General features: G+C 70.8%; 15 protein-coding genes. 2 read left to right on the forward strand and 13 right to left on the reverse strand.

From position 1 onward, the window contains the following. Nucleotides 1-183: 183 nt before the first annotated feature. From cphA to KZ829_RS32400, 5 genes are all read right to left on the reverse strand, one after another. Nucleotides 184-2931, reverse strand: coding sequence for a cyanophycin synthetase (gene cphA, locus KZ829_RS32380; RefSeq protein ID WP_220147643.1), 2748 nt, complete (start codon nt 2929-2931; stop codon nt 184-186). Beyond that, on the reverse strand, nt 2928-3746 hold the full coding sequence (locus tag KZ829_RS32385; RefSeq protein ID WP_308285750.1) for a cyanophycinase: 819 nt from the start codon (nt 3744-3746) through the stop codon (nt 2928-2930). Before KZ829_RS32385 ends, cphA begins: the two co-directional genes overlap by 4 nt. Nucleotides 3747-3828: 82 nt before the next feature. Further along, a complete protein-coding gene (locus KZ829_RS32390; RefSeq protein ID WP_220147644.1) occupies nt 3829-4752 on the reverse strand; it encodes an acyl-ACP desaturase in 924 nt (307 codons plus the stop codon). Between the two features lie 42 nt (nt 4753-4794). Further along, entirely contained in the window at nt 4795-6105 is a 1311-nt protein-coding gene (hisS, locus tag KZ829_RS32395) for a histidine--tRNA ligase (protein WP_220147645.1), read from the reverse strand. Between the two features lie 11 nt (nt 6106-6116). Continuing rightward, nucleotides 6117-6803, reverse strand: a complete 687-nt coding sequence (locus KZ829_RS32400; RefSeq protein WP_183215312.1) for an MBL fold metallo-hydrolase — start codon at nt 6801-6803, stop codon at nt 6117-6119. 148 nt (nt 6804-6951) lie between these two features. Here KZ829_RS32400 and KZ829_RS32405 point away from each other — a divergent pair, with 148 nt between their 5' ends. Together KZ829_RS32405 and KZ829_RS32410 are read left to right on the forward strand one after the other, a co-directional pair. Continuing rightward, the gene (locus tag KZ829_RS32405; protein WP_220147646.1) at nt 6952-7809 is read left to right on the forward strand and encodes a peptidylprolyl isomerase; all 858 of its coding nucleotides are present in this window, start codon (nt 6952-6954) and stop codon (nt 7807-7809) included. Between the two features lie 35 nt (nt 7810-7844). Continuing rightward, on the forward strand, nt 7845-8669 hold the full coding sequence (locus KZ829_RS32410) for a peptidylprolyl isomerase (protein WP_220147766.1): 825 nt from the start codon (nt 7845-7847) through the stop codon (nt 8667-8669). A gap of 61 nt (nt 8670-8730) precedes the next feature. Here KZ829_RS32410 and KZ829_RS32415 read toward each other — a convergent pair whose 3' ends face one another. From KZ829_RS32415 to ruvC, 8 genes are all read right to left on the reverse strand, one after another. Then, nucleotides 8731-11142, reverse strand: a complete 2412-nt coding sequence (locus KZ829_RS32415; protein ID WP_220147647.1) for a RelA/SpoT family protein — start codon at nt 11140-11142, stop codon at nt 8731-8733. Between the two features lie 195 nt (nt 11143-11337). Further along, nucleotides 11338-11901 (reverse strand): adenine phosphoribosyltransferase, encoded by a 564-nt coding sequence (locus KZ829_RS32420; RefSeq protein WP_183215318.1) that lies wholly within the window; start codon nt 11899-11901, stop codon nt 11338-11340. 106 nt (nt 11902-12007) lie between these two features. After that, on the reverse strand, nt 12008-13165 hold the full coding sequence (gene secF / locus KZ829_RS32425; RefSeq protein WP_220147648.1) for a protein translocase subunit SecF: 1158 nt from the start codon (nt 13163-13165) through the stop codon (nt 12008-12010). Nucleotide 13166: 1 nt separating this feature from the next. Beyond that, the gene (gene secD / locus KZ829_RS32430) at nt 13167-15077 is read right to left on the reverse strand and encodes a protein translocase subunit SecD (protein ID WP_220147649.1); all 1911 of its coding nucleotides are present in this window, start codon (nt 15075-15077) and stop codon (nt 13167-13169) included. 163 nt (nt 15078-15240) lie between these two features. Next, nucleotides 15241-15618, reverse strand: coding sequence for a preprotein translocase subunit YajC (yajC, locus tag KZ829_RS32435; RefSeq protein ID WP_308285751.1), 378 nt, complete (start codon nt 15616-15618; stop codon nt 15241-15243). Between the two features lie 148 nt (nt 15619-15766). Next, the gene (gene ruvB, locus KZ829_RS32440; protein WP_220147650.1) at nt 15767-16822 is read right to left on the reverse strand and encodes a Holliday junction branch migration DNA helicase RuvB; all 1056 of its coding nucleotides are present in this window, start codon (nt 16820-16822) and stop codon (nt 15767-15769) included. After that, nucleotides 16819-17421 (reverse strand): Holliday junction branch migration protein RuvA, encoded by a 603-nt coding sequence (ruvA, locus tag KZ829_RS32445; protein ID WP_220147651.1) that lies wholly within the window; start codon nt 17419-17421, stop codon nt 16819-16821. The genes ruvB and ruvA overlap by 4 nt, the downstream gene beginning before the upstream one ends. After that, on the reverse strand, nt 17418-17936 hold the full coding sequence (gene ruvC / locus KZ829_RS32450) for a crossover junction endodeoxyribonuclease RuvC (protein ID WP_220147652.1): 519 nt from the start codon (nt 17934-17936) through the stop codon (nt 17418-17420). The genes ruvA and ruvC overlap by 4 nt, the downstream gene beginning before the upstream one ends. Between the last annotated feature and the right edge of the window lie 60 nt (nt 17937-17996).

The raw sequence follows: 17996 nt of genomic DNA on the forward strand, positions 1-17996 counted from the left end.
GTGCGGGAAAGGGCTTTCCGCCACCAGGCCGCCACATAGCGCCACGACGATGGGCAGCGAATGCCCGCTTCGTCGGAACTTTCACTCTCAACCTTCCGGGTGAGTCCACTCCGGAGGCGTTCACGATCGGTCAACACTTCACTACAGAGAGAGATCAAGTCTGTCCTTGATCTGTCAATGTCGTCACCCTCGCGCCGGGAGTCCGGTGAGCTCGCGGGTCACGTGCGGAACCGCCCCGGCGGCCCGCGACGACAGTGACGTGACCCCGCTCAGCACCGGCGCCCCGCCGCCCGGCACCGCGCCCAGCTCGGCGAGGTGGGCCCGCATCGGCTCCCACTTCTCGTAGATCACCAGGACCACCTCGCCGGGCCCGGCCAGCCGCAGCGCCGCAGCGACCGCCGAGCGGTAGCCGTCCGCCCGCACCGCGGTCAACTGTGGGCGGCGGGCCCGCATCTCCCGCTCGATGAGCGCCACGACCTCGCCGGCCGGCCGGCCCTGCCGGTCCTCGTCCTCGTAGAGCACCACCCGGGTCAGGCCGTCCGCCAGAACCTGCGCCGAGGCGGCCAGAAGGTCCTCGCGCCGGTCCCCGGGCAGCGTGACCGCGGCCACGCAGCGTTCGGCGCCCCACAGCCGGTGCAGCGTCCGCAGCGTGGCGGCCAGCGCGGCCGGGTTGTGCGCGTAGTCGACGAACACCGAGACGTCGCCGACCCGGAACAGGGTGCCCCGCCCGGGGTTCTCGACACTCGGGTCGAACTCGGCGAGCCGGTCGGCCAGGTTCTCCGGACGGGCGCCGAGGGCCCGGGCCGCGGCGATCGCGGCGAGCGTGTCGGCGGCCACGTGCAGGGCCGCACCGCCGTACGCCCCCGGCACCTCGGCCAACCGCATCAGCGGCGTCCGCCGCGCGCCGGTCGCCTGCACCAGCCAGCCGTCGTGCAGCACGTACGCCGCCCCGCCACGGGCCAGATGCTCCCCGAGCACCGGGTTCCCGGCGTCCAGACCGAACCAGATCAGGCGCTTGCGGTCCGCCCGTACCCGGGGCCGGCCGGCCAGGCTGCGCACCCACGGATCGTCGGCGTTGAGGACCAGCGTCCCGCCGTCCCGGACCCGCTCGGCCACCACCGCCTTGACGTGCGCCAGGTCCTCGATCGAGTCGAGCCCGTCCTGGCCCAGGTGGTCGGCCGTGATGTTGGTGATCACCCCGACGTCGGACCAGTCGTAGCCGAGCCCGCGCCGCAGCAGCCCGCCCCGGGCCGTCTCCAGGACCGCCACCTCGACCTGTGGGTCGCCGAGCACCATCTGCGCCGACCGCGGCCCGGTGGCGTCCGCGACCTGGATGATCCGGCCGTCGATGGAGACCCCGTCGGTGCTGGTCATGCCGACCCGCATGCCGCTGCCGCTGAGCAGGTGGGCGGTCAGCCGGGTCACCGTCGTCTTGCCGTTGGTGCCGGTGATCGCGACGGCCGGGATCCGCCCGTCCGAACCGCCCGGGAACATGGCCCGGACGATCGCGTCGCCCACGTCGCGGGCCCGGCCGTGCACCGGCGCCAGGTGCATCCGCAACCCGGGTACGGCGTTGACCTCGATCACCCCGGCGGTGGCCTGTTCCCCGGTGGGCGGCACCGGCGCCGCGATGTCCGGCAGACGCAGATCGATCCCGGCGATGTCCAGGCCGACCAGGGCGGCGACCCGCCGGCAGAGCCGGGTCACGTCCGGGTGCACCTGATCGGTGACGTCCCGGCTGGTGCCGCCGGTGGACAGGTTCGCGGCATCGCGCAGCCGGACGACCCGGCCCTCCTCCGGAACCGACTCCGGTGTGTGCCCGGTACGGCGCAGCACCTCCTCCACCGCCTCGTCGAGGACGATCCGGGTCAGCACCCGGGAGTGGCCGGCGCCCCGGCGCGGATCGGCGTTGACCCGCCCGACCAGCTCGGCGATCGTGGCCCGGCCGTCGCCGACGACGTGCGCGGCGACCCGTTCGGCGGCCGCCACCACCTCGCCGGACACCACCAGCACGCGGTAGTCGCGGCCGGCGAGGTGCCGCTCCACCACCACCTCGCCGCCGATCGCGGCCCAGGCGCGCTCGACGGCGTCGGCGGTGTCCAGGTGCAGCGCCACGAGGTGCCCCTGCCGGCCGTGCCGGGGCTTGACCACCACGGGGGCGCCCAGTTCACCGAGGAGTCGAACAGCGTCGCCTGCGGTGGCGGCCACCCCGCCGGGAGCGACCGGGATGCCCGCCTCGTCGAGCAGCCGCCGGGTGACGTGCTTGTCCCCGGCGATGTCCACGCCCACGGCGCTGGTCCGGTCGGTCATGGCCGCCCAGGCCAGCCGGCGGCGGTGGCCCCAGCCCAGCCGCACCAGGCTGAGATCGTCGAACCGTTCCACCGGGATGCCTCGAAGGCGGGCGGCCGCGATGATCGACCGGGTGCTGGGCCCGGTGGCCTCCCGTTCGGCCAGCTCGGCCAGCCCGGAGAGCCGCTCGGCCAGGGTGCGGGCCGACGGCCCGGAGCCGCTGTGCACCTCCAGGACCAGCCCGATCGCGGCCTCCAGCAGCTCACCCGGCACCGACGATTCGGGCGACTCGTCCACCGGACATTCGATGATCACGTCGTAGACCCCGGGCCGGTCCGCCGCGACGGTCCGCCCGAAGCTGATGTCCCGTCCGATGAGCTGGGACAACTCGATGCAGACGTGCTCGCTGACGTGGCCGAAGTAGGTGCCGTTGCGCAGCCGGCTCACGAACCCGCCGGGCACTCCGGCGGCGCAGTGGTGCTCGGCCAGGCCGGGCACCGCCCGCAACAGGCGTTCGGTGAACCCGGTGACGTCGGTGGTCTCCTCGCCGGCGAGCTCACCGAGGTCCACCCGGGCCACCACGGCGGGCCGGGACAGGTAGACGTTGGGTCCGCGCAGGCGGCGGAGGCTTTCGATCTTCATGCGGCTGGTTCCCGTTCTGGGGGCGGGCCGGTGCCGGGTCGGCGGCCCGAGAGGTGGAAGGTGCAGCCGGCCGGCAGCACGTGGATGCGGGCGCCGGCGAGCGTGATCGGCCCGGCCGGCGGAACCCGGATGTCGGTCGCGGCGCCGGCGTCGACCACCGTCACCGCTCCACTGCCGAGGACCTCGAAGGTGTCGCCCCCGGTCAGGATGGCGGTGTCCTCGTCGATGCCCACGCCCAGTTCGTGCGGGTAGCGGGCCACCGCGCTGAGCAGCCGGTTGAGCCGCCCCCGCTCGGCGAAGTGCTGGTCGATCAGCACGCACGGCAGGAATTCGAGCCCCGGGCCGGTGCGCACGCTGTCCGCGGCCACGCCGGGGCGCTCCCCGCCGATGATCATGGTGGCGGACATCACCGCGGCGCCCGCGCTGGTTCCGGCGAGCACCACCCGCCCTTCACCGACCAGGGCGTGCAGCAACGTGTCGGTCGCGGTGCCGCCCAGCACGCCGGTGATCCGCTCCTGGTCCCCGCCGGTGAAGAAGACACCGGTCGCGGCACGCAGGACGGACTCGGTCTCCGGCGCGTTGGCGGCGGCCCGGTGAGCCAACCTCAGCGCGCGGACGTCCCCCGCGCCGAGGCCGGCGAATCTCTCCCGGTAGGCGGACTCGGTGCTCTCCGGGGACTCACTGGCCGTGGCGATGACCACGATGCGCGCGGCCCCCGATCCGGCGAGCTCCACGAACCTGCCGAGCAGCTCGGAACCGGCCGCGCCACCCATGATCAGCAGCCGCCCGTGGCGCGGATCGGCGTCTGCGTCCACCGCCCCTCCTCAACAGAGCCTCGAGCTACTGTTGAGGTTAATCGGAACAAATCCGAAACAACCGCCTAATCCAGGAGCCTGCCTAGGCGTACCGGTGGTTTCGGGCCTCTCTCCTCTCCTCGAAGCGCGCGGCCTGCGCCTCCAGCTCGCTCATCTGCGCCGCGAGTTGCTCGCGTGCCCGCTCACCGTCACCACGCAGATCGGTACGGTCCCAGACGTTCCACTGGCGCAGCACCGGCGCGAGCACCTCGTCCCGGTGCTGGCGCAGGTCGTAGATGCCGGCCAGCGCGATGGCCACCGCCTTGCGCCCGAAGCCCGCGATGTTCGCCCCCGGCATCCGGAAGCCGGCGGCGACGTCGGCGACCGCCCGCATGGCCCGGTCCGGCTCCAGCTCGAAGGCCGCACTGAGCAGGTTGCGGTAGAAGACCATGTGCAGGTTCTCGTCGGCGGCGACCCGGGTCAGCAACTGCTCGGCGATCGGGTCGCCGGTGGCCCGGCCGGTGTTGCGGTGCGAGATCCGGGTGGCGAGCTCCTGGAAGGCGACGTACGCGATGGAGTGCAGCACGTCGCCGTCGTGCCGGTTGACGTAGCCGGACTGCATGTGCTCCATGCGGGCGCGCTCCAGCTCCACCGGGTCCACACCACGGGTGACGGTCAGATAGTCACGGATCGCGATGCCGTGCCGGCCCTCCTCGGCGGTCCACCGGTGCACCCAGGTGCCCCAGGCGCCGTCCCGGCCGAACAGGGTGGCGATCTCGTGGTGGTACGAGGGCAGGTTGTCCTCGGTGAGCAGGTTGACGATCAGCGCGGTACGGGCGGCGTCCGGCAGCTTCGAGTCGTCCGGCCGCCACGCCTCGCCACCGAGGAGACCGTCGAAGGTGCGGCCCTCGCTCCACGGCACGTACTCATGGGGGAACCACTCCTTGGCGAGCGCCAGATGCCGGTCGAGGTTCGCGGCGACGACGGGCTCCAACTCGAGGAGCAGGGCGGTCTGGTCCAGCGGCATCCCCTCAAGGTAGCCGCCGGACCGTCCTGATATGACTCTTAGTCAGCGCGCGGACACGTTCGGGTGGAGGTCGTCGGGCGCCGGCTGCCAGGTCCCCGCATCCGCCTCGACCTGCTCACCTGAGCGGATGTCCTTCACCGTGTCCGGCTCGCCGGGGAACCACACGTACGGAATCCCGCGCCGGTCGGCGAACTGGATCTGCTTGCCGAACTTCGCGGCGGACGGCGCCACCTCGGTCGGGATCCCCCGCCCACGCAGGGCCGCCGCGATCCGGTCGCACTCGGCGCGCCGGTCGTCGCTGGGCAGGGCCACCACGACGCAGGTCGGCACCGACCGGGAGACGGTCAGCGCGTCCTGGCCGAAGAGCAGGCCGAGCAGGCGGGACACTCCGATGGAGATGCCGACGCCGGGGAAGCGGGTGTTGCCCACCGACGCCAGGTTGTCGTAGCGCCCGCCGGAGGTGATCGAACCGAACCGCTCGTAGCCCTCCAGCAGGGTCTCGTAGACCGTGCCGGTGTAGTAGTCCAGCCCACGGGCGATCTTGAGTTCGGCGCGGACCAGGCTCGGCGAGTGCTCGTTGGCCGTCTCCACCACCTGGAGCAGCTCGGCGAGACCCTCGTCGAGCATCGGGTCGGTGACGCCGAGGGCCCGGACCCGGTCGGCGAACGAGCCGTCGGTGGCCGAGATCTCCGCGAGCCGCAGGCACTGCGCGGCCTGGGAGTCGGTGGCGCCGGCGGTCTCCACCAGGGCGGCCGCCACCTTCTCCGGGCCGATCTTGTCGAGCTTGTCGACCGTACGCAGGACCTGCGCCGTGTCCTCGAGACCGAGGCCGCGGTAGAAGCCCTCACAGATCTTGCGGTTGTTGACCAGGATGGTGGCCCGCGGGATCGGCAGCGACCGGAACACGTCCCCGATCACCAGCGGCATCTCGGTGTCGAAGTGGAACGGCAGCGTGTCCCGGTTCACCACGTCGATGTCGGCCTGGAGGAACTCGCGGTAGCGGCCCTCCTGCGGGCGCTCGCCGCGCCAGACCTTCTGGATCTGGTAGCGCCGGAACGGGAACTGGAGCTTGCCGTGGTTCTCCGTGACGAACCGTGCGAACGGGACGGTCAGGTCGAAGTGCAGGCCGAGCTGGTCCTCCCGCTTGGCGCCCTCCTCCTCCTGGAGCCGGTGCAGCAGGTAGACCTCCTTCGACGTCTCGCCCTTGGACAGCAGGATGTCCAGCGGCTCGACGGCGCGGGTCTCCAGGGGAGCGAAGCCGTACAGCTCGAAGGTGGACCGGATCCGGTCGAGCACCCGCTGCTCGATGATCCGCTGCGACGGCAGCCACTCGGGGAAACCGGAAATAGGCACGTGAGAATCTCCTACAGGAAGCGGCCGGGCGCGGCGATCAGTTCCCGCAGGTACGGGTTCGACGCGCGCTCACGGCCGATGGTGGTGGCCGGTCCGTGGCCGGGCAGCACGACGGTCTCGTCGGCCAGCGGCAGGATCTTGTCCCGCAGGCTGGCCATCATCGTCGGGGTGCTGCCGCCCGGCAGGTCGGTGCGCCCGATCGACCCCGCGAAGAGCACGTCCCCGGAGAAGCAGATCTCCTCCGACGACTCGCCCGGCAGGCGGAACAGCACCGACCCGCCGGTATGGCCGGGCGCGTGGTCGACCGTCACCTCGACGCCCGCGATGGTCAGGGTCGCGCCGTCGGTGAGCTCCGCGACGTCGTCGGGTTCGGTGTACGGCAGGCGGCCGCCGAACAGGGCGGTCAGGTCGGTGCTCAGCCCCTTGGCCGGATCGGCGAGCATCTCCCGGTCATCGGGGTGCACGTAGGCCGTGATGCCACGGGCCCCGCAGACCGGCGCCACCGAGAAGGTGTGGTCCAGGTGGCCGTGGGTGAGCAGCACCGCGGCCGGTGACAGCCGGTGCTCGGCGAGGATCTCCTCGAGCTGATCCAGCACGCCGATCCCCGGATCGATGATCAGGCACTGCTCCCCCGGACCGGCGGCGACCACATAACAGTTGGTGCCGAAGGCCTGGGCCGGAAAGCCGGTGACGAGCACGGGGTCAGCCTCTCGCGGGGGTGGGTGCGAATCGTAACGAGAGTAGCCGGGCGGGCGCACGCCACTTTCTCAGGAGGTACCCGTACACTCTTGCGGGTCGTGTGGCGTGCCGCACCCCTTGACATGTACCGGGAAGGGACAGCGTTCGGTGGCTTCCAGCAAGGACCGGCAGCGCAAACTCGCGCGGGCGAAATACGATCGGCAACAGGCCCGCCGGGCTGACCGCGAGCGCCGTCGTCGCCGGATCTCGGCGGGCGTCGGCGCCACTCTGGCAGTGCTCCTCATCGCCGTCGGCGGCGCCTGGATCGGTGGCGCGTTCGACAGCGACGAGCCGGCCGACACCACCGCCGCGGACGTCTGCCTGTGGACTCCACAGAACGCGCAGACCAACCCCGACCTCAAAGAGGTCGGCACCCCGCCCACCAAGGACCTGCCCCAGGAGGGCACCGAGACGATGACGGTCACCACCGACAAGGGTGAGCCGATCGTGGTGAGTCTCGACGTGGCCAGCGCCCCGTGCGCCGCGGCCAGCTTCACCCACCTGGCCGGGAAGACCTTCTTCGACAACACCCAGTGCCACGAGCTCACCACCGAGGGCGCGCTGCGCTGCGGCGACCCGAGCGGCACCGGTCAGGGCGGGCCGACCTACAGCTTCTACGACGAGAATCTTCCGGTGCTGCCGGAGCCCGCGCCCAGCGCGAGCGCCGCCCCGGCAGCCCAGGTGGTCTACCCGAAGGGCACGGTCGCTCTGATCGGCAACCCCAAGGGCAGCAACGGCAGCCAGTTCCTGATCTTCCACAAGGACTTCACCCCCACCGACGAGCCGCAGTACTCGATCATCGGCCAGGTGACCGGCGGGCTGGACACGCTCGCCGCCATCGCCAAGATCCCCACGGTCGACGACTCCGCCGGTAACAAGGTCAAGCCCAAGGACAAGATCACCATCAAGACGCTGACCATCGGTGCGGCCGCCAGCGCGGCTCCCTCGGCGAGCGCCCAGTCGTGACTTCGAAGGACGAGAGCAGCAGCATGGAGGAGACCGTGTCGTCGATCAAGGACCGGCAGCGCGCGGCAGCGCGGGCCCGGCTCGAGAAGGAGATGGCCGAGCGCTCGGCGGCCGCACGCAAGCGCCGGCAGCGCCAGGCGATCTTCGGCTCGGCGGCCGCGGTGATCCTCATCGCCGGAGCGGCGTTCTTCGTCATCCGCGCCCTGAAAAAGGACGAGAAGACCGAGGCGGCCGGCCCGCCGGCGGGCACGGTGAACTGCACCTGGACCCCGGTCGACGAGGCCGGCGGCGGCAAGGTGAAGGACGTCGGCCTGCCCCCGGCCAACGTGCCGAACACCGGCTCCGCCGTGCTCACCCTCGACACCGGCCTGGGTGTCATCGCGGCCGACATCGACCTCGCCAAGACCCCGTGCACCGGTGCCAGCTACAAGCACCTGGCCGAGCAGAAGTTCCTCGACAACACCAAGTGCCACCGCCTGGTGAACAAGGAGGGCTTCCGGGTTCTCCAGTGCGGTGACCCGTTCGCCACCGGCGAGGGCTACCGCGACACCGACGGCCAGGGCGGCCCGAGCTACACCATGGCCGAGGAGAACCTGCCGACCGACACCGAGAAGCCGTACCCGGCGGGCTCGATCGCGATGGCGAACACCGGCATGCCGAACAGCACCGGCAGCCAGTTCTTCATCGTCGCCGAGGACACCCAGCTCCCGGCGAACTACACGCTGCTCGGCACCATCACCAAGGGCCTCGACATCGTGAAGGACGTGGTCAAGGCCGGCGACGACGGCAAGTTCGAGCCGAGCCCCGGCGGCGGTCGCCCGAAGAAGGAGCTCCTCATCAAGACCATGACGGTCTCCTGACCTGAGCTCAGCGAAAAGGGCGGCCCCCGCGGGGGTCGCCCTTTTTCTGCTTCGGTACGGGCTACGCGCCCGACGTGACCCGGTAGGCGTCGAACACGCCGTCCACCTTCCGGACCGCCGCCACCAGGTGACCCAGGTGCTTCGGGTCGGCCATCTCGAAGGTGAAGCGGCTGACCGCCACCCGGTCCCGGGTCGTGGTGACCGTCGCGGACAGGATGTTCACCCGCTCCTCGGACAGCACCCGGGTGACGTCGGCCAGCAGCTTGTGCCGGTCCAGCGCCTCCACCTGGATGGCCACCAGGAACGTGGACGCCGACGTCGGCTTCCAGCTGACCTCGACCATCCGCTCGGCCTGCTCGCGCAGGTCCTCCGCGTTGGCGCAGTCCTCCCGGTGCACGCTCACGCCGCCGGAGCGGGTGACGAAGCCGAACACCGTGTCGCCGGGCACCGGGGTGCAGCAGCGGGCCAGCTTCACCCAGACGTCCGAGACGCCCTTCACCACGACGCCCGGATCCTGCGCGGAACTGCGGTTACGCGGGGGCCGGGTGGCGACGGCGGTCTCGGCGATGTCCTCGACCGCCCCCTCCTCGCCGCCGAAGCCGGCGACCAGCTTCTGCACGACCGACTGGGCGGAGACGGCGCTCTCCCCGACCGCGGCGTACAGCGAGGCCACGTCGGCCAGGTGCAGATCGCGGGCGATCGTCATGAGGTTCTCGCTGGTCAGCATGCGCTGCAGGGGCAGGCCCTGCTTGCGCATCGCCTTGACGATCGCCTCCTTGCCGTCCTCGATCGCCTCCTCGCGCCGCTCCTTGTTGAAGTACTGCCGGATCTTGGTCCGGGCGCGGGGGCTCTTCACGAAGCCGAGCCAGTCCTGCGTGGGGCCGGCCGTCGCGGACTTGGACGTGAAGATCTCGATCACGTCGCCGTTCGACAGCGGGGACTCCAGCGGCACCAGCTTGCCGTTGACCCGGGCGCCGATGCACTTGTGCCCGACCTCGGTGTGCACCGCGTAGGCGAAGTCGACCGGCGTCGAGCCGGTCGGCAGCGGGATCACGTCGCCCTTCGGCGTGAAGACGTAGACCTCCTGGCTGGAGAGGTCGAACCGCAGCGCGTCCAGGAACTCGGACGGGTCGCTCGCCTCGCGCTGCCAGTCGAGCAACTGCCGCAGCCAGGTCATCTCGTCGATGTGCGCCGGCGGGCCGACGATCGTCGCGCCCTTCTGCTCCTTGTACTTCCAGTGCGCGGCGATGCCGAACTCCGCCGTGCGGTGCATGGCGAAGGTGCGGATCTGCATCTCGACCGGCTTGCCGGTCGGGCCGATGACCGTCGTGTGCAACGACTGGTACATGTTGAACTTCGGCATCGCGATGTAGTCCTTGAACCGGCCCGGCACGGGCTGCCAGTTCGCGTGGATGACGCCCAGCGCGGCATAGCAGTCGCGGACCGTGTCGACCAGGATGCGGACGCCGACCAGGTCGTAGATGTCGTTGAAGTCGCGGCCCCGGACGATCATCTTCTGGTAGATCGAGTACAGGTGCTTGGGGCGGCCGGTCACCTCGGCCTTGATCTTCGCCGACTTCAGGTCCAGCTGGACCCGGTTGGTCACCTGGCGCAGCAGCGCCTCACGCTGCGGCTGGTGCTCCCCGATCAGGCGGTTGATCTCCTCGAACCGCTTGGGGAACAGGGTGCCGAAGGCCAGGTCCTCCAGCTCCCACTTGATCGTGTTCATACCGAGGCGGTGGGCCAGCGGAGCCAGGATCTCCAGCGTCTCCTTGGCCTTCTGCTCCTGCTTGGCGCGGGGCAGGAAGGTCAGGGTGCGCATGTTGTGCAGCCGGTCGGCCAGTTTGATCACGAGCACCCGCGGGTCCTTGGCCATCGCCACGACCATCTTGCGGATCGTCTCGGCCTTGGCCGCGTCACCGAGCTTGACCCGGTCGAGTTTCGTCACGCCGTCGACCAGCAGCGCCACCTCGGCGCCGAAGTCGTTGCGCATGTTCTCCAGCGAGTAGTCGGTGTCCTCGATGGTGTCGTGCAGCAGGGCGGCCACCAGCGTCGTGGTGTCCATGCCCAGGTTGGCCAGGATCGTCGCCACGGCCAGCGGATGCGTGATGTACGGATCGCCGGACTTGCGGTACTGGCCGGAGTGCCAGCGGGCCGCGACGTCGAACGCCTTCTGCAGCGCCCGGGCATCCGCCTTCGGGTGGCTGGCCCGGTGGGTCGCGATCAGCGGCTCGAGGACCTCGCTGACCTGCGTGCTCTGCCATGGGGCGTTGAAGCGGGCCAGACGGGCCCGCACCCGCCGCCCGGTGGGAGCGCTGGCCAGGCCGAAACCGCTGCCCGGCTCGTCCACGGGCGAGAGCGGCTGGGTGTTCTCCAGATCGCCACCAGCGATCTTGTCGCCGGGCGTAGCATCGCCCGAATTCTGGGTCGGTTGCACCGTGCCCTCCGCCGGAGGGGCGACGTCGCTGGACACCGGCCTCCTCACCAAATCGCCGAGATCCAAAGGTTCGCCAGCATCCAAAGGTTTGCCGGGATCCAGAGGTTTGCCGGGATCAAAACCAGGGTTGGTCACCTTGGAACGCCCATCCTACCCGCACCGCCCTACCGAGTACCCCGGCCGAACCTACGAATAAGCAGGCCTGGCCGGGCGAAGAACATCGAAGCAGGATCAAACGGTCAACAGAGCGTGTACCTTACGCGGGCTGAGCCGCTCCCGGCCGTTCAGGAAGGCCAGCTCCATCAACACGGTGAACCCGGTGAGCACGCCGCCGGCCCGCTCGACCAGGTCCATGGTCGCGGCCGCCGTGCCGCCGGTGGCGAGCACGTCGTCGACCACCAGAACCCGCTGTCCGGCCACGAACGCGTCCTCGCTGACCTCCAGCGTGGCCTCGCCGTACTCCAGCGCGTACGAGGCGGAGAAGCCCGGCCTGGGAAGCTTGCCGGCCTTGCGCACCGGGACGACACCGACCCCGGTCGCGTACGCGATCGCCGCCGCCACCACGAACCCGCGCGCCTCGACACCCGCCACCACGTCGAACGAGCCGGCCCCGTAGTGGGCCACGATCCCGTCGACGACCCGCCGGAACCTCGGGCCGTCACCGAAGAACGGCATCAGGTCCTTGAACACGATGCCCGGCTTGGGGAAGTCCCGCACATCGACCGCGCCGCCGGCCACCAGCGCCGCCAGCTCGGGTCCGCTGTCACCGGTGACCGGTGGGATCTCGCTACTCACGGCGGACAGCTTAGCGTCTGCCCCGGACGGGGTGCCCGGCCGAAACCGGCGCAGAAGGAACGGCCCGCCACCGGAGGGTGGCGGGCCGTTCCGTCAACGATGTACGTCAGCGGCGCTTGGCCCCCGGGCGGTTGGTGCCGCCACGCTTCTGCGTGGTACGGGCACCGGGCCGCGGGGTGCTGGTGCCGGCCAGCACCGACACCTCGTCGCCCTCGGTGGCGCCGGCCGAGCGGGACCGCTCGCCACGGGCCACGTCGTCCGACCGCTGCGCCCGGCGGGCCAGCACCCGGGCATTGTGCGCCTTGATCTTCGGGTCCCGGTCCTTGAGCCAGCTCAGCACCGGGGCGGCGAACACGATCGAGGAGATGACACCGACGCCCATACCGACGAAGAGCACCAGACCCAGGTCCTTGAGCGTGCCGGCGCCGAGCAGGCCGGCGCCGATGAAGAGCACGCCGCCGACCGGCAGCAGCGCCACCAGGCCCGTGTTCAGCGAGCGCATCAGGGTCTGGTTCACCGCGAGGTTGGTGGCCTCGCCGTACGTCCGGGTGCTGCTCGCCGTGATGCCGCGGGTGTTCTCCTGGACCTTGTCGAACACCACCACCACGTCGTAGAGCGAATAACCGAGGATCGTCAGGAAGCCGATCACGGTGTACGGCGTGAGCTCGAACTGGACCAGCGAGTAGACACCGGCCGTGAAGATCAGGTCGAACAGCAGCGAGGTGAGCGCCGCCACCGCCATCCGCCACTCGAAGCGGACCACCAGGTACGCCGAGACCAGCACCAGGAAGATCACCAGGCCGAGCATCGCCTTGTCGATGACCGCCCCGCCCCAGGCCGAGGAGACCTGCTGGTCGCTGATCGCGGTCACCTCGATGCCGAGGTCCTCGGCGAGCGCGGTCTTGGCCTCCGCCATCTCGGCGGCGGAGAGCTCGGAGGTACGGATCTTGTAGTTGGCGTCGGCCCCGTCGCCGACCTGCTGCGCCGCGTTGACCTGAGCTTCCGGGTCCACCCCGTGAACCGCGGTCTCCACCGCCTGCTGGATCTCCGACTGCTGGAGGGTCTTCCCGTCCACCTGGGCCGGGACGCTGAACTCGCTGCCACCGGCGAACTCGATGCCCAGGTGGAAGCGGTTGATCGCGAAGCTGCCGATGGCGATCGCCACCAGCGCCGCCGCGATGGTGAACCACATCTTGCGGCGGCCCACGATGTTGAGGTTCGCCTCGCCCTGGTACAGGCGGGTCGCGAAACCGGGTCGGGCCATGTCAGGCCTCCTTCACGCGCGAGGAGCCGGACTCCTCGGTCTGGCCGCTGCGCAGGGCGCGGCCGAGGCCGCTGACCCTGGGCGACATGAACGCAGGGGTGCTGGCGAGCAGCGACATGATCGGGTGCCGGAAGAGGAACACCACGAGCAGGTCGAGCATCGTCGAGAGGCCGAGCGCGAAGGCGAGGCCCTGCACCTGACCGATCGACACGATGTAGAGAACCACGGCACACATGATCGTGATGGCGTTCGCCGAGATGATCGTGCGCTTGGCCCGCTGCCATGCCCGGGGAACCGCGCTGCGCGGGCTCCGGCCTTCGTGGATCTCGTCCTTGAGACGTTCGAAGTAGATGACGAACGAGTCCGCCGCGACACCCAGCGAGACGATGAAGCCGACGATGCCGGCCAGCGTCAGGGTGAAGCCGATCGAGCGGCCCAGGAAGACCAGGGCGCCGAAGGTGAGCAGCGCGGAGAGGCCGAGGCTCAGGAAGATCACCAGGCCGAGCAGCCGGTAGTAGAAGAACGCGTAGACCGCGACCAGGCCGAGGCCGATCGCCGCGGCGAGCAGACCCGCCTGCAGCTGCTGGTCACCGACGGTCGCCGAGACGGTCTGCGCCGGGCCGGCGTCGAAGGTCACCGGGATGGCGCCGAAGTTCAGCTGGTCGGCGAGCTTCTTGGCGCTGGCCCCGTTGAAGTCACCGGTGATCTGCGACTGGCCGGTGAGCACACCCTGGATCTGCGGCGCGGAGATGATCTCCTTGTCCAGGACCACGGCCACCGCGCAGTGGTCGGCGTCGGCGTACATCGAGGTGACCGCGACGTAGCAGGGCTCGCTGGGGCCGGCCTCGTACGCCTTCTTGGTGAGGGCGGTCCACTTCTTCTGGCCCTCGCTCTTGAAGTCGAGCGAGACGACCCACTGGTTCTGCTGGGTGTCGAGCTGCGGGCTGGCCTCGTCGATGTCGTCGCCGACGACCTCGGCCTTGTCCAGCATCACCTTGTAGACGCCGTCCTGGCAGGCGACGACCTCGCTCTCGACGCCGTCGATCGAGCCGTTCGGCCGCGCGTTCAGCTGCTCGCAGCCGATCGTCGGGACGTTGAACTGCATCTGCGGGCTGAGCGCGGCCACCTCGGTGCCGCTCAGGTCGGCGAACGCCTTGAACGGCAGGCCGGCCTTGGGGTCGGCGCTGAGGTCCACCGGCGCGGTCAGCTTCTCGGCCGCGGCCCAGGCGTCGGCGCCGACCTTCTTCTTGATGGCCGCGCGCTGCTCCTCGATGTCCGCGCTGACCGGGGCCGGCGCCGCGGCGGACGCGGCGGGCGACGGGGTCGCGGACGGCGTGGCCGACGGCGTGGCGCTCGGGCTCGGCGCGGCCGCGCCACCGCCCTGACCGCCGGTCGACGGGGTGGCGGACGGCTTCGCGTCGCCGACCTTCGGGGCCGGGGCGCTGCTGGCGCCGGCGGACGGCGACGGGGCGGCGCTGCCGCTGGCCGACGCGCTCGGGGCCGGGCTCGGCGGGTTGAGGGCGACCGACGAGACGTCCCCGGTCACGCCGGTGACCAGGCGGAACCGCATGTTCGCGGCCTGCTCCAGTCCCTTGAGCTGCTCATCGGCCTTGCCGGCGAGGGAGACGACGATGGTGTTGTTGCCCTGGATGACCACCTCGGCCTCGGAGACGCCAAGAGCGTCGACCCGGCTCTGGATGATCTCGCGGGCCAGCTCCATGTCCTCCGGGCGGGGCGGGGCGCCCTGCTGGGAGGCGATGTAGGTGGCCTGCGTGCCACCGATCAGGTCCAGGCCGAGTTTCGGCTCGAGCCGCTGCTTCCAGCTGCCCTCCGCACCGGCGGCGAAGAAGACACACAGATACAGGACGACGAAGACCAGACCGAGCACGCCTAGCTGGCGTCCAGGATGCATCTGTCCCTGTGGTGGTCGTGCCACGGCGTTAGGTCTCCCTGTTTTTCGGCCGCGCGACGGCGCGGCGCTCTTTGTCTGTGACCGGCCGTCGACGGTCGAACGGCGGGCGGACGCGCCGGGCCGGGGGCGTCACCCCGGACCGGCGCGATGGGCGTGCTTCGGGTCAGTCCTGCTTGCGCGTCTCGGTGACGGGGCTCTCCGGCTCGTCCGCGACCGGTGGGGCCTCGTCGGGCTCGGGGATGGCCTCGCCCGCCTTCTGAACGACCCGGGCGATCGCGGGACGCGCGAACCGGACCTCGACACCAGGCGCGATCTCGAGCGCCACCTGGTCGTCGACGATCCCGGTGACGATGCCGTGCAGGCCGCCGATGGTGACGATCTCGTCACCCGGGGCGAGCGAGTTCTGCATGTCCGCCGCTTCCCGGCGCCGCTTCTGCTGCGGACGGATCATGACGAAATACATGAACCCGAAGAGCAGGACGAGGATCAGCAGGAACGAGAAATTTCCGCCACCGCTCGCTGGGTCAGCTGCGTTGAGCACCTAGAAAGCCTTCCGTCAGCCGCCGGCGCATCGTGGGCGGGCGCCGGTGGCGATATGCAGAGAGTTCGGTTGGAACGGCGGCGAGTCTAATCGGTCAACCTTGAGATAACGAATGCGGCACACGTCACGTTCGCATCACGAGGGAGAATCAGGCTTCCCGGGCGAACAGGTCACCCTGAAAGACGCCCGGGCGACCGTCGGCGGGTGGCGTTCTGCCCAGATGCGCCCAGCCCGCCTCGGTGGCGACCCGGCCCCTCGGGGTCCGGGCGAGCAGTCCCGCCCGGACCAGGAACGGCTCACACACCTCCTCGACCGTGTCGCTCTGCTCGCCCACCGCGACGGCGAGCGTCGACAGGCCGACCGGGCCGCCCTTGAACGACTCGATCAGCGCCCGCAGCACCGCCCGGTCCAGCCGGTCCAGCCCGAGGGCGTCGACGTCGTACACCTGGAGGGCCGCCTTCGACACCTCCTCGGTGATCACGCCGTCCGCCCGCACCTCGGCGAAGTCCCGGACCCGGCGCAGCAGCCGGTTGGCGATACGCGGCGTGCCCCGGGACCGGCGGGCGATCTCCGCCGACCCCTCCGCGGTGATCCGCACGCCGAGGATCCGGGCCGAGCGGTGCAGCAGCGCGTCCAGGTCCTCGTGGGAGTAGAAGTCGAGGTGCGCCACGAAACCGAACCGGTCACGCATCGGCCCGGACAGCAGACCGGCCCGGGTGGTGGCGCCGACCAGGGTGAACGGCTCCACGTCCAGCGGGATGGCGGTGGCGCCCGGGCCCTTGCCGACCACCACGTCGACCCGGAAGTCCTCCATGGCGCTGTAGAGCAGTTCCTCGGCCGGTTTCGCGATCCGGTGGATCTCGTCGATGAAGAGCACGTCGCCCGGGGCCAGCCCGGTCAGGATGGCGGCCAGGTCGCCGGACCGCTCGATCACCGGGCCGCTGGTGGTCCGGATGCCGGTGCCCAGCTCGGCGGCCACGATGTTGGCCAGGGTGGTCTTGCCCAGGCCGGGCGGGCCGGACAGCAGGATGTGGTCGGGCGGCGTGCCCCGGCCCATCGACGCCTTCAGCAGCAGCTCCAGCTGGTCGCGGACCCGGTGCTGTGCGATGAAGTCGGCCAGCCGGCGGGGCCGGACGCTGGCCTCGGCGTCCAGCTCCTCGTCGAACGGGTCCGGCGACACGAGACCGTCCTCCGGGGTGGTCATCGGGTCTTGCCCAGCAGCCGGATGGCCTGGCGCAGCAGCACCGGGACCGGGGGCGTCTCGCCGTCGATCGTCTCGCCGACCGCGGTCACCGCCTGATCGGCCTGCGACGCCGTCCAGCCGAGCGCCAGCACACCCTGGCGGACCTGCTCCTGCCACGCGCCGTTGAGCAGGCCGGCCGAGCCGGCGCCGGCCGGCCCGACCGGGCCGATCTTGTCCTTGAGTTCGACGATCATCTTCTCCGCGCCGCGCTTGCCGATACCCGGGACGGCTGTCAGGACCGCGACCTCGCCACCGGACAGCGCACGGCGTACGACATCGGGTTGATGAACGGCGAGCACCGCCTGCGCGATCCGCGGACCGACGCCGTTGGCCGTCAGGAGCAGCTCGAAGAGCTGTTTCTCGTCCTCGTCGGCGAAGCCGAAGAGGGTGAGCGAGTCCTCCCGGACGATGAGCGTGGTCGCGAGCCGGGCCTCGGTGCCGGTGCGCAGCCCGGCCAGCGTGTTCGGCGTGCAGAGCACCCGCATGCCGACACCGCCGACCTCGACCACGGCGCTGTCATGGAGGATCGCGGTGACCACACCGCGCACGCTGGCGATCATCGGTTACTCCTGCGGGCTGCTGCGGCCTCGATCTTCGCACGGGTGCCCCCGCGCCAGATGTGGCAGATGGCGATGGCGATGGCGTCGGCCGCGTCGGCCGGCTTCGGTGGCGCGGCCAGTCTCAGCAACCGGGTCACCATGGCGGTGACCTGGACCTTGTCGGCTGTGCCGGAGCCGGTGACGGCCGCCTTCACCTCGCTCGGGGTGTAGGTCTGCACCGGCAGCCCGGCCCGCGCCCCGGCCAGGATCGCGACCCCGCTGGCCTGCGCCGTGCCCATCACGGTCCGTGCGTTGTGCTGGGAGAACACCCGCTCGACGGCGACGCTGTCCGGCTGGTATTGCTCGACCAGTTCGGCAAGCGTTCGGTCCAGGTGCAGCAGGCGGTGGGCGATGTCCTCGTCCGGTTCGCTGCGGACCACCTGGTAGGCGACCAGTTTCCCGAGCCGTCCCGGCACCCCTTCGACGACGCCGACGCCGCATCTCGTCAGCCCCGGATCGATGCCGAGCACGCGCACAGACTGCCTCCCCCTCGCGTACGTGTGTTCGACACCCTAGTACCCGGGCCACTTGCGGCC

Origin of the sequence: Actinoplanes hulinensis (assembly GCF_019429605.1) — a bacterium.
Taxonomy (GTDB): Bacteria; Actinomycetota; Actinomycetes; order Mycobacteriales; family Micromonosporaceae; genus Actinoplanes; species Actinoplanes campanulatus.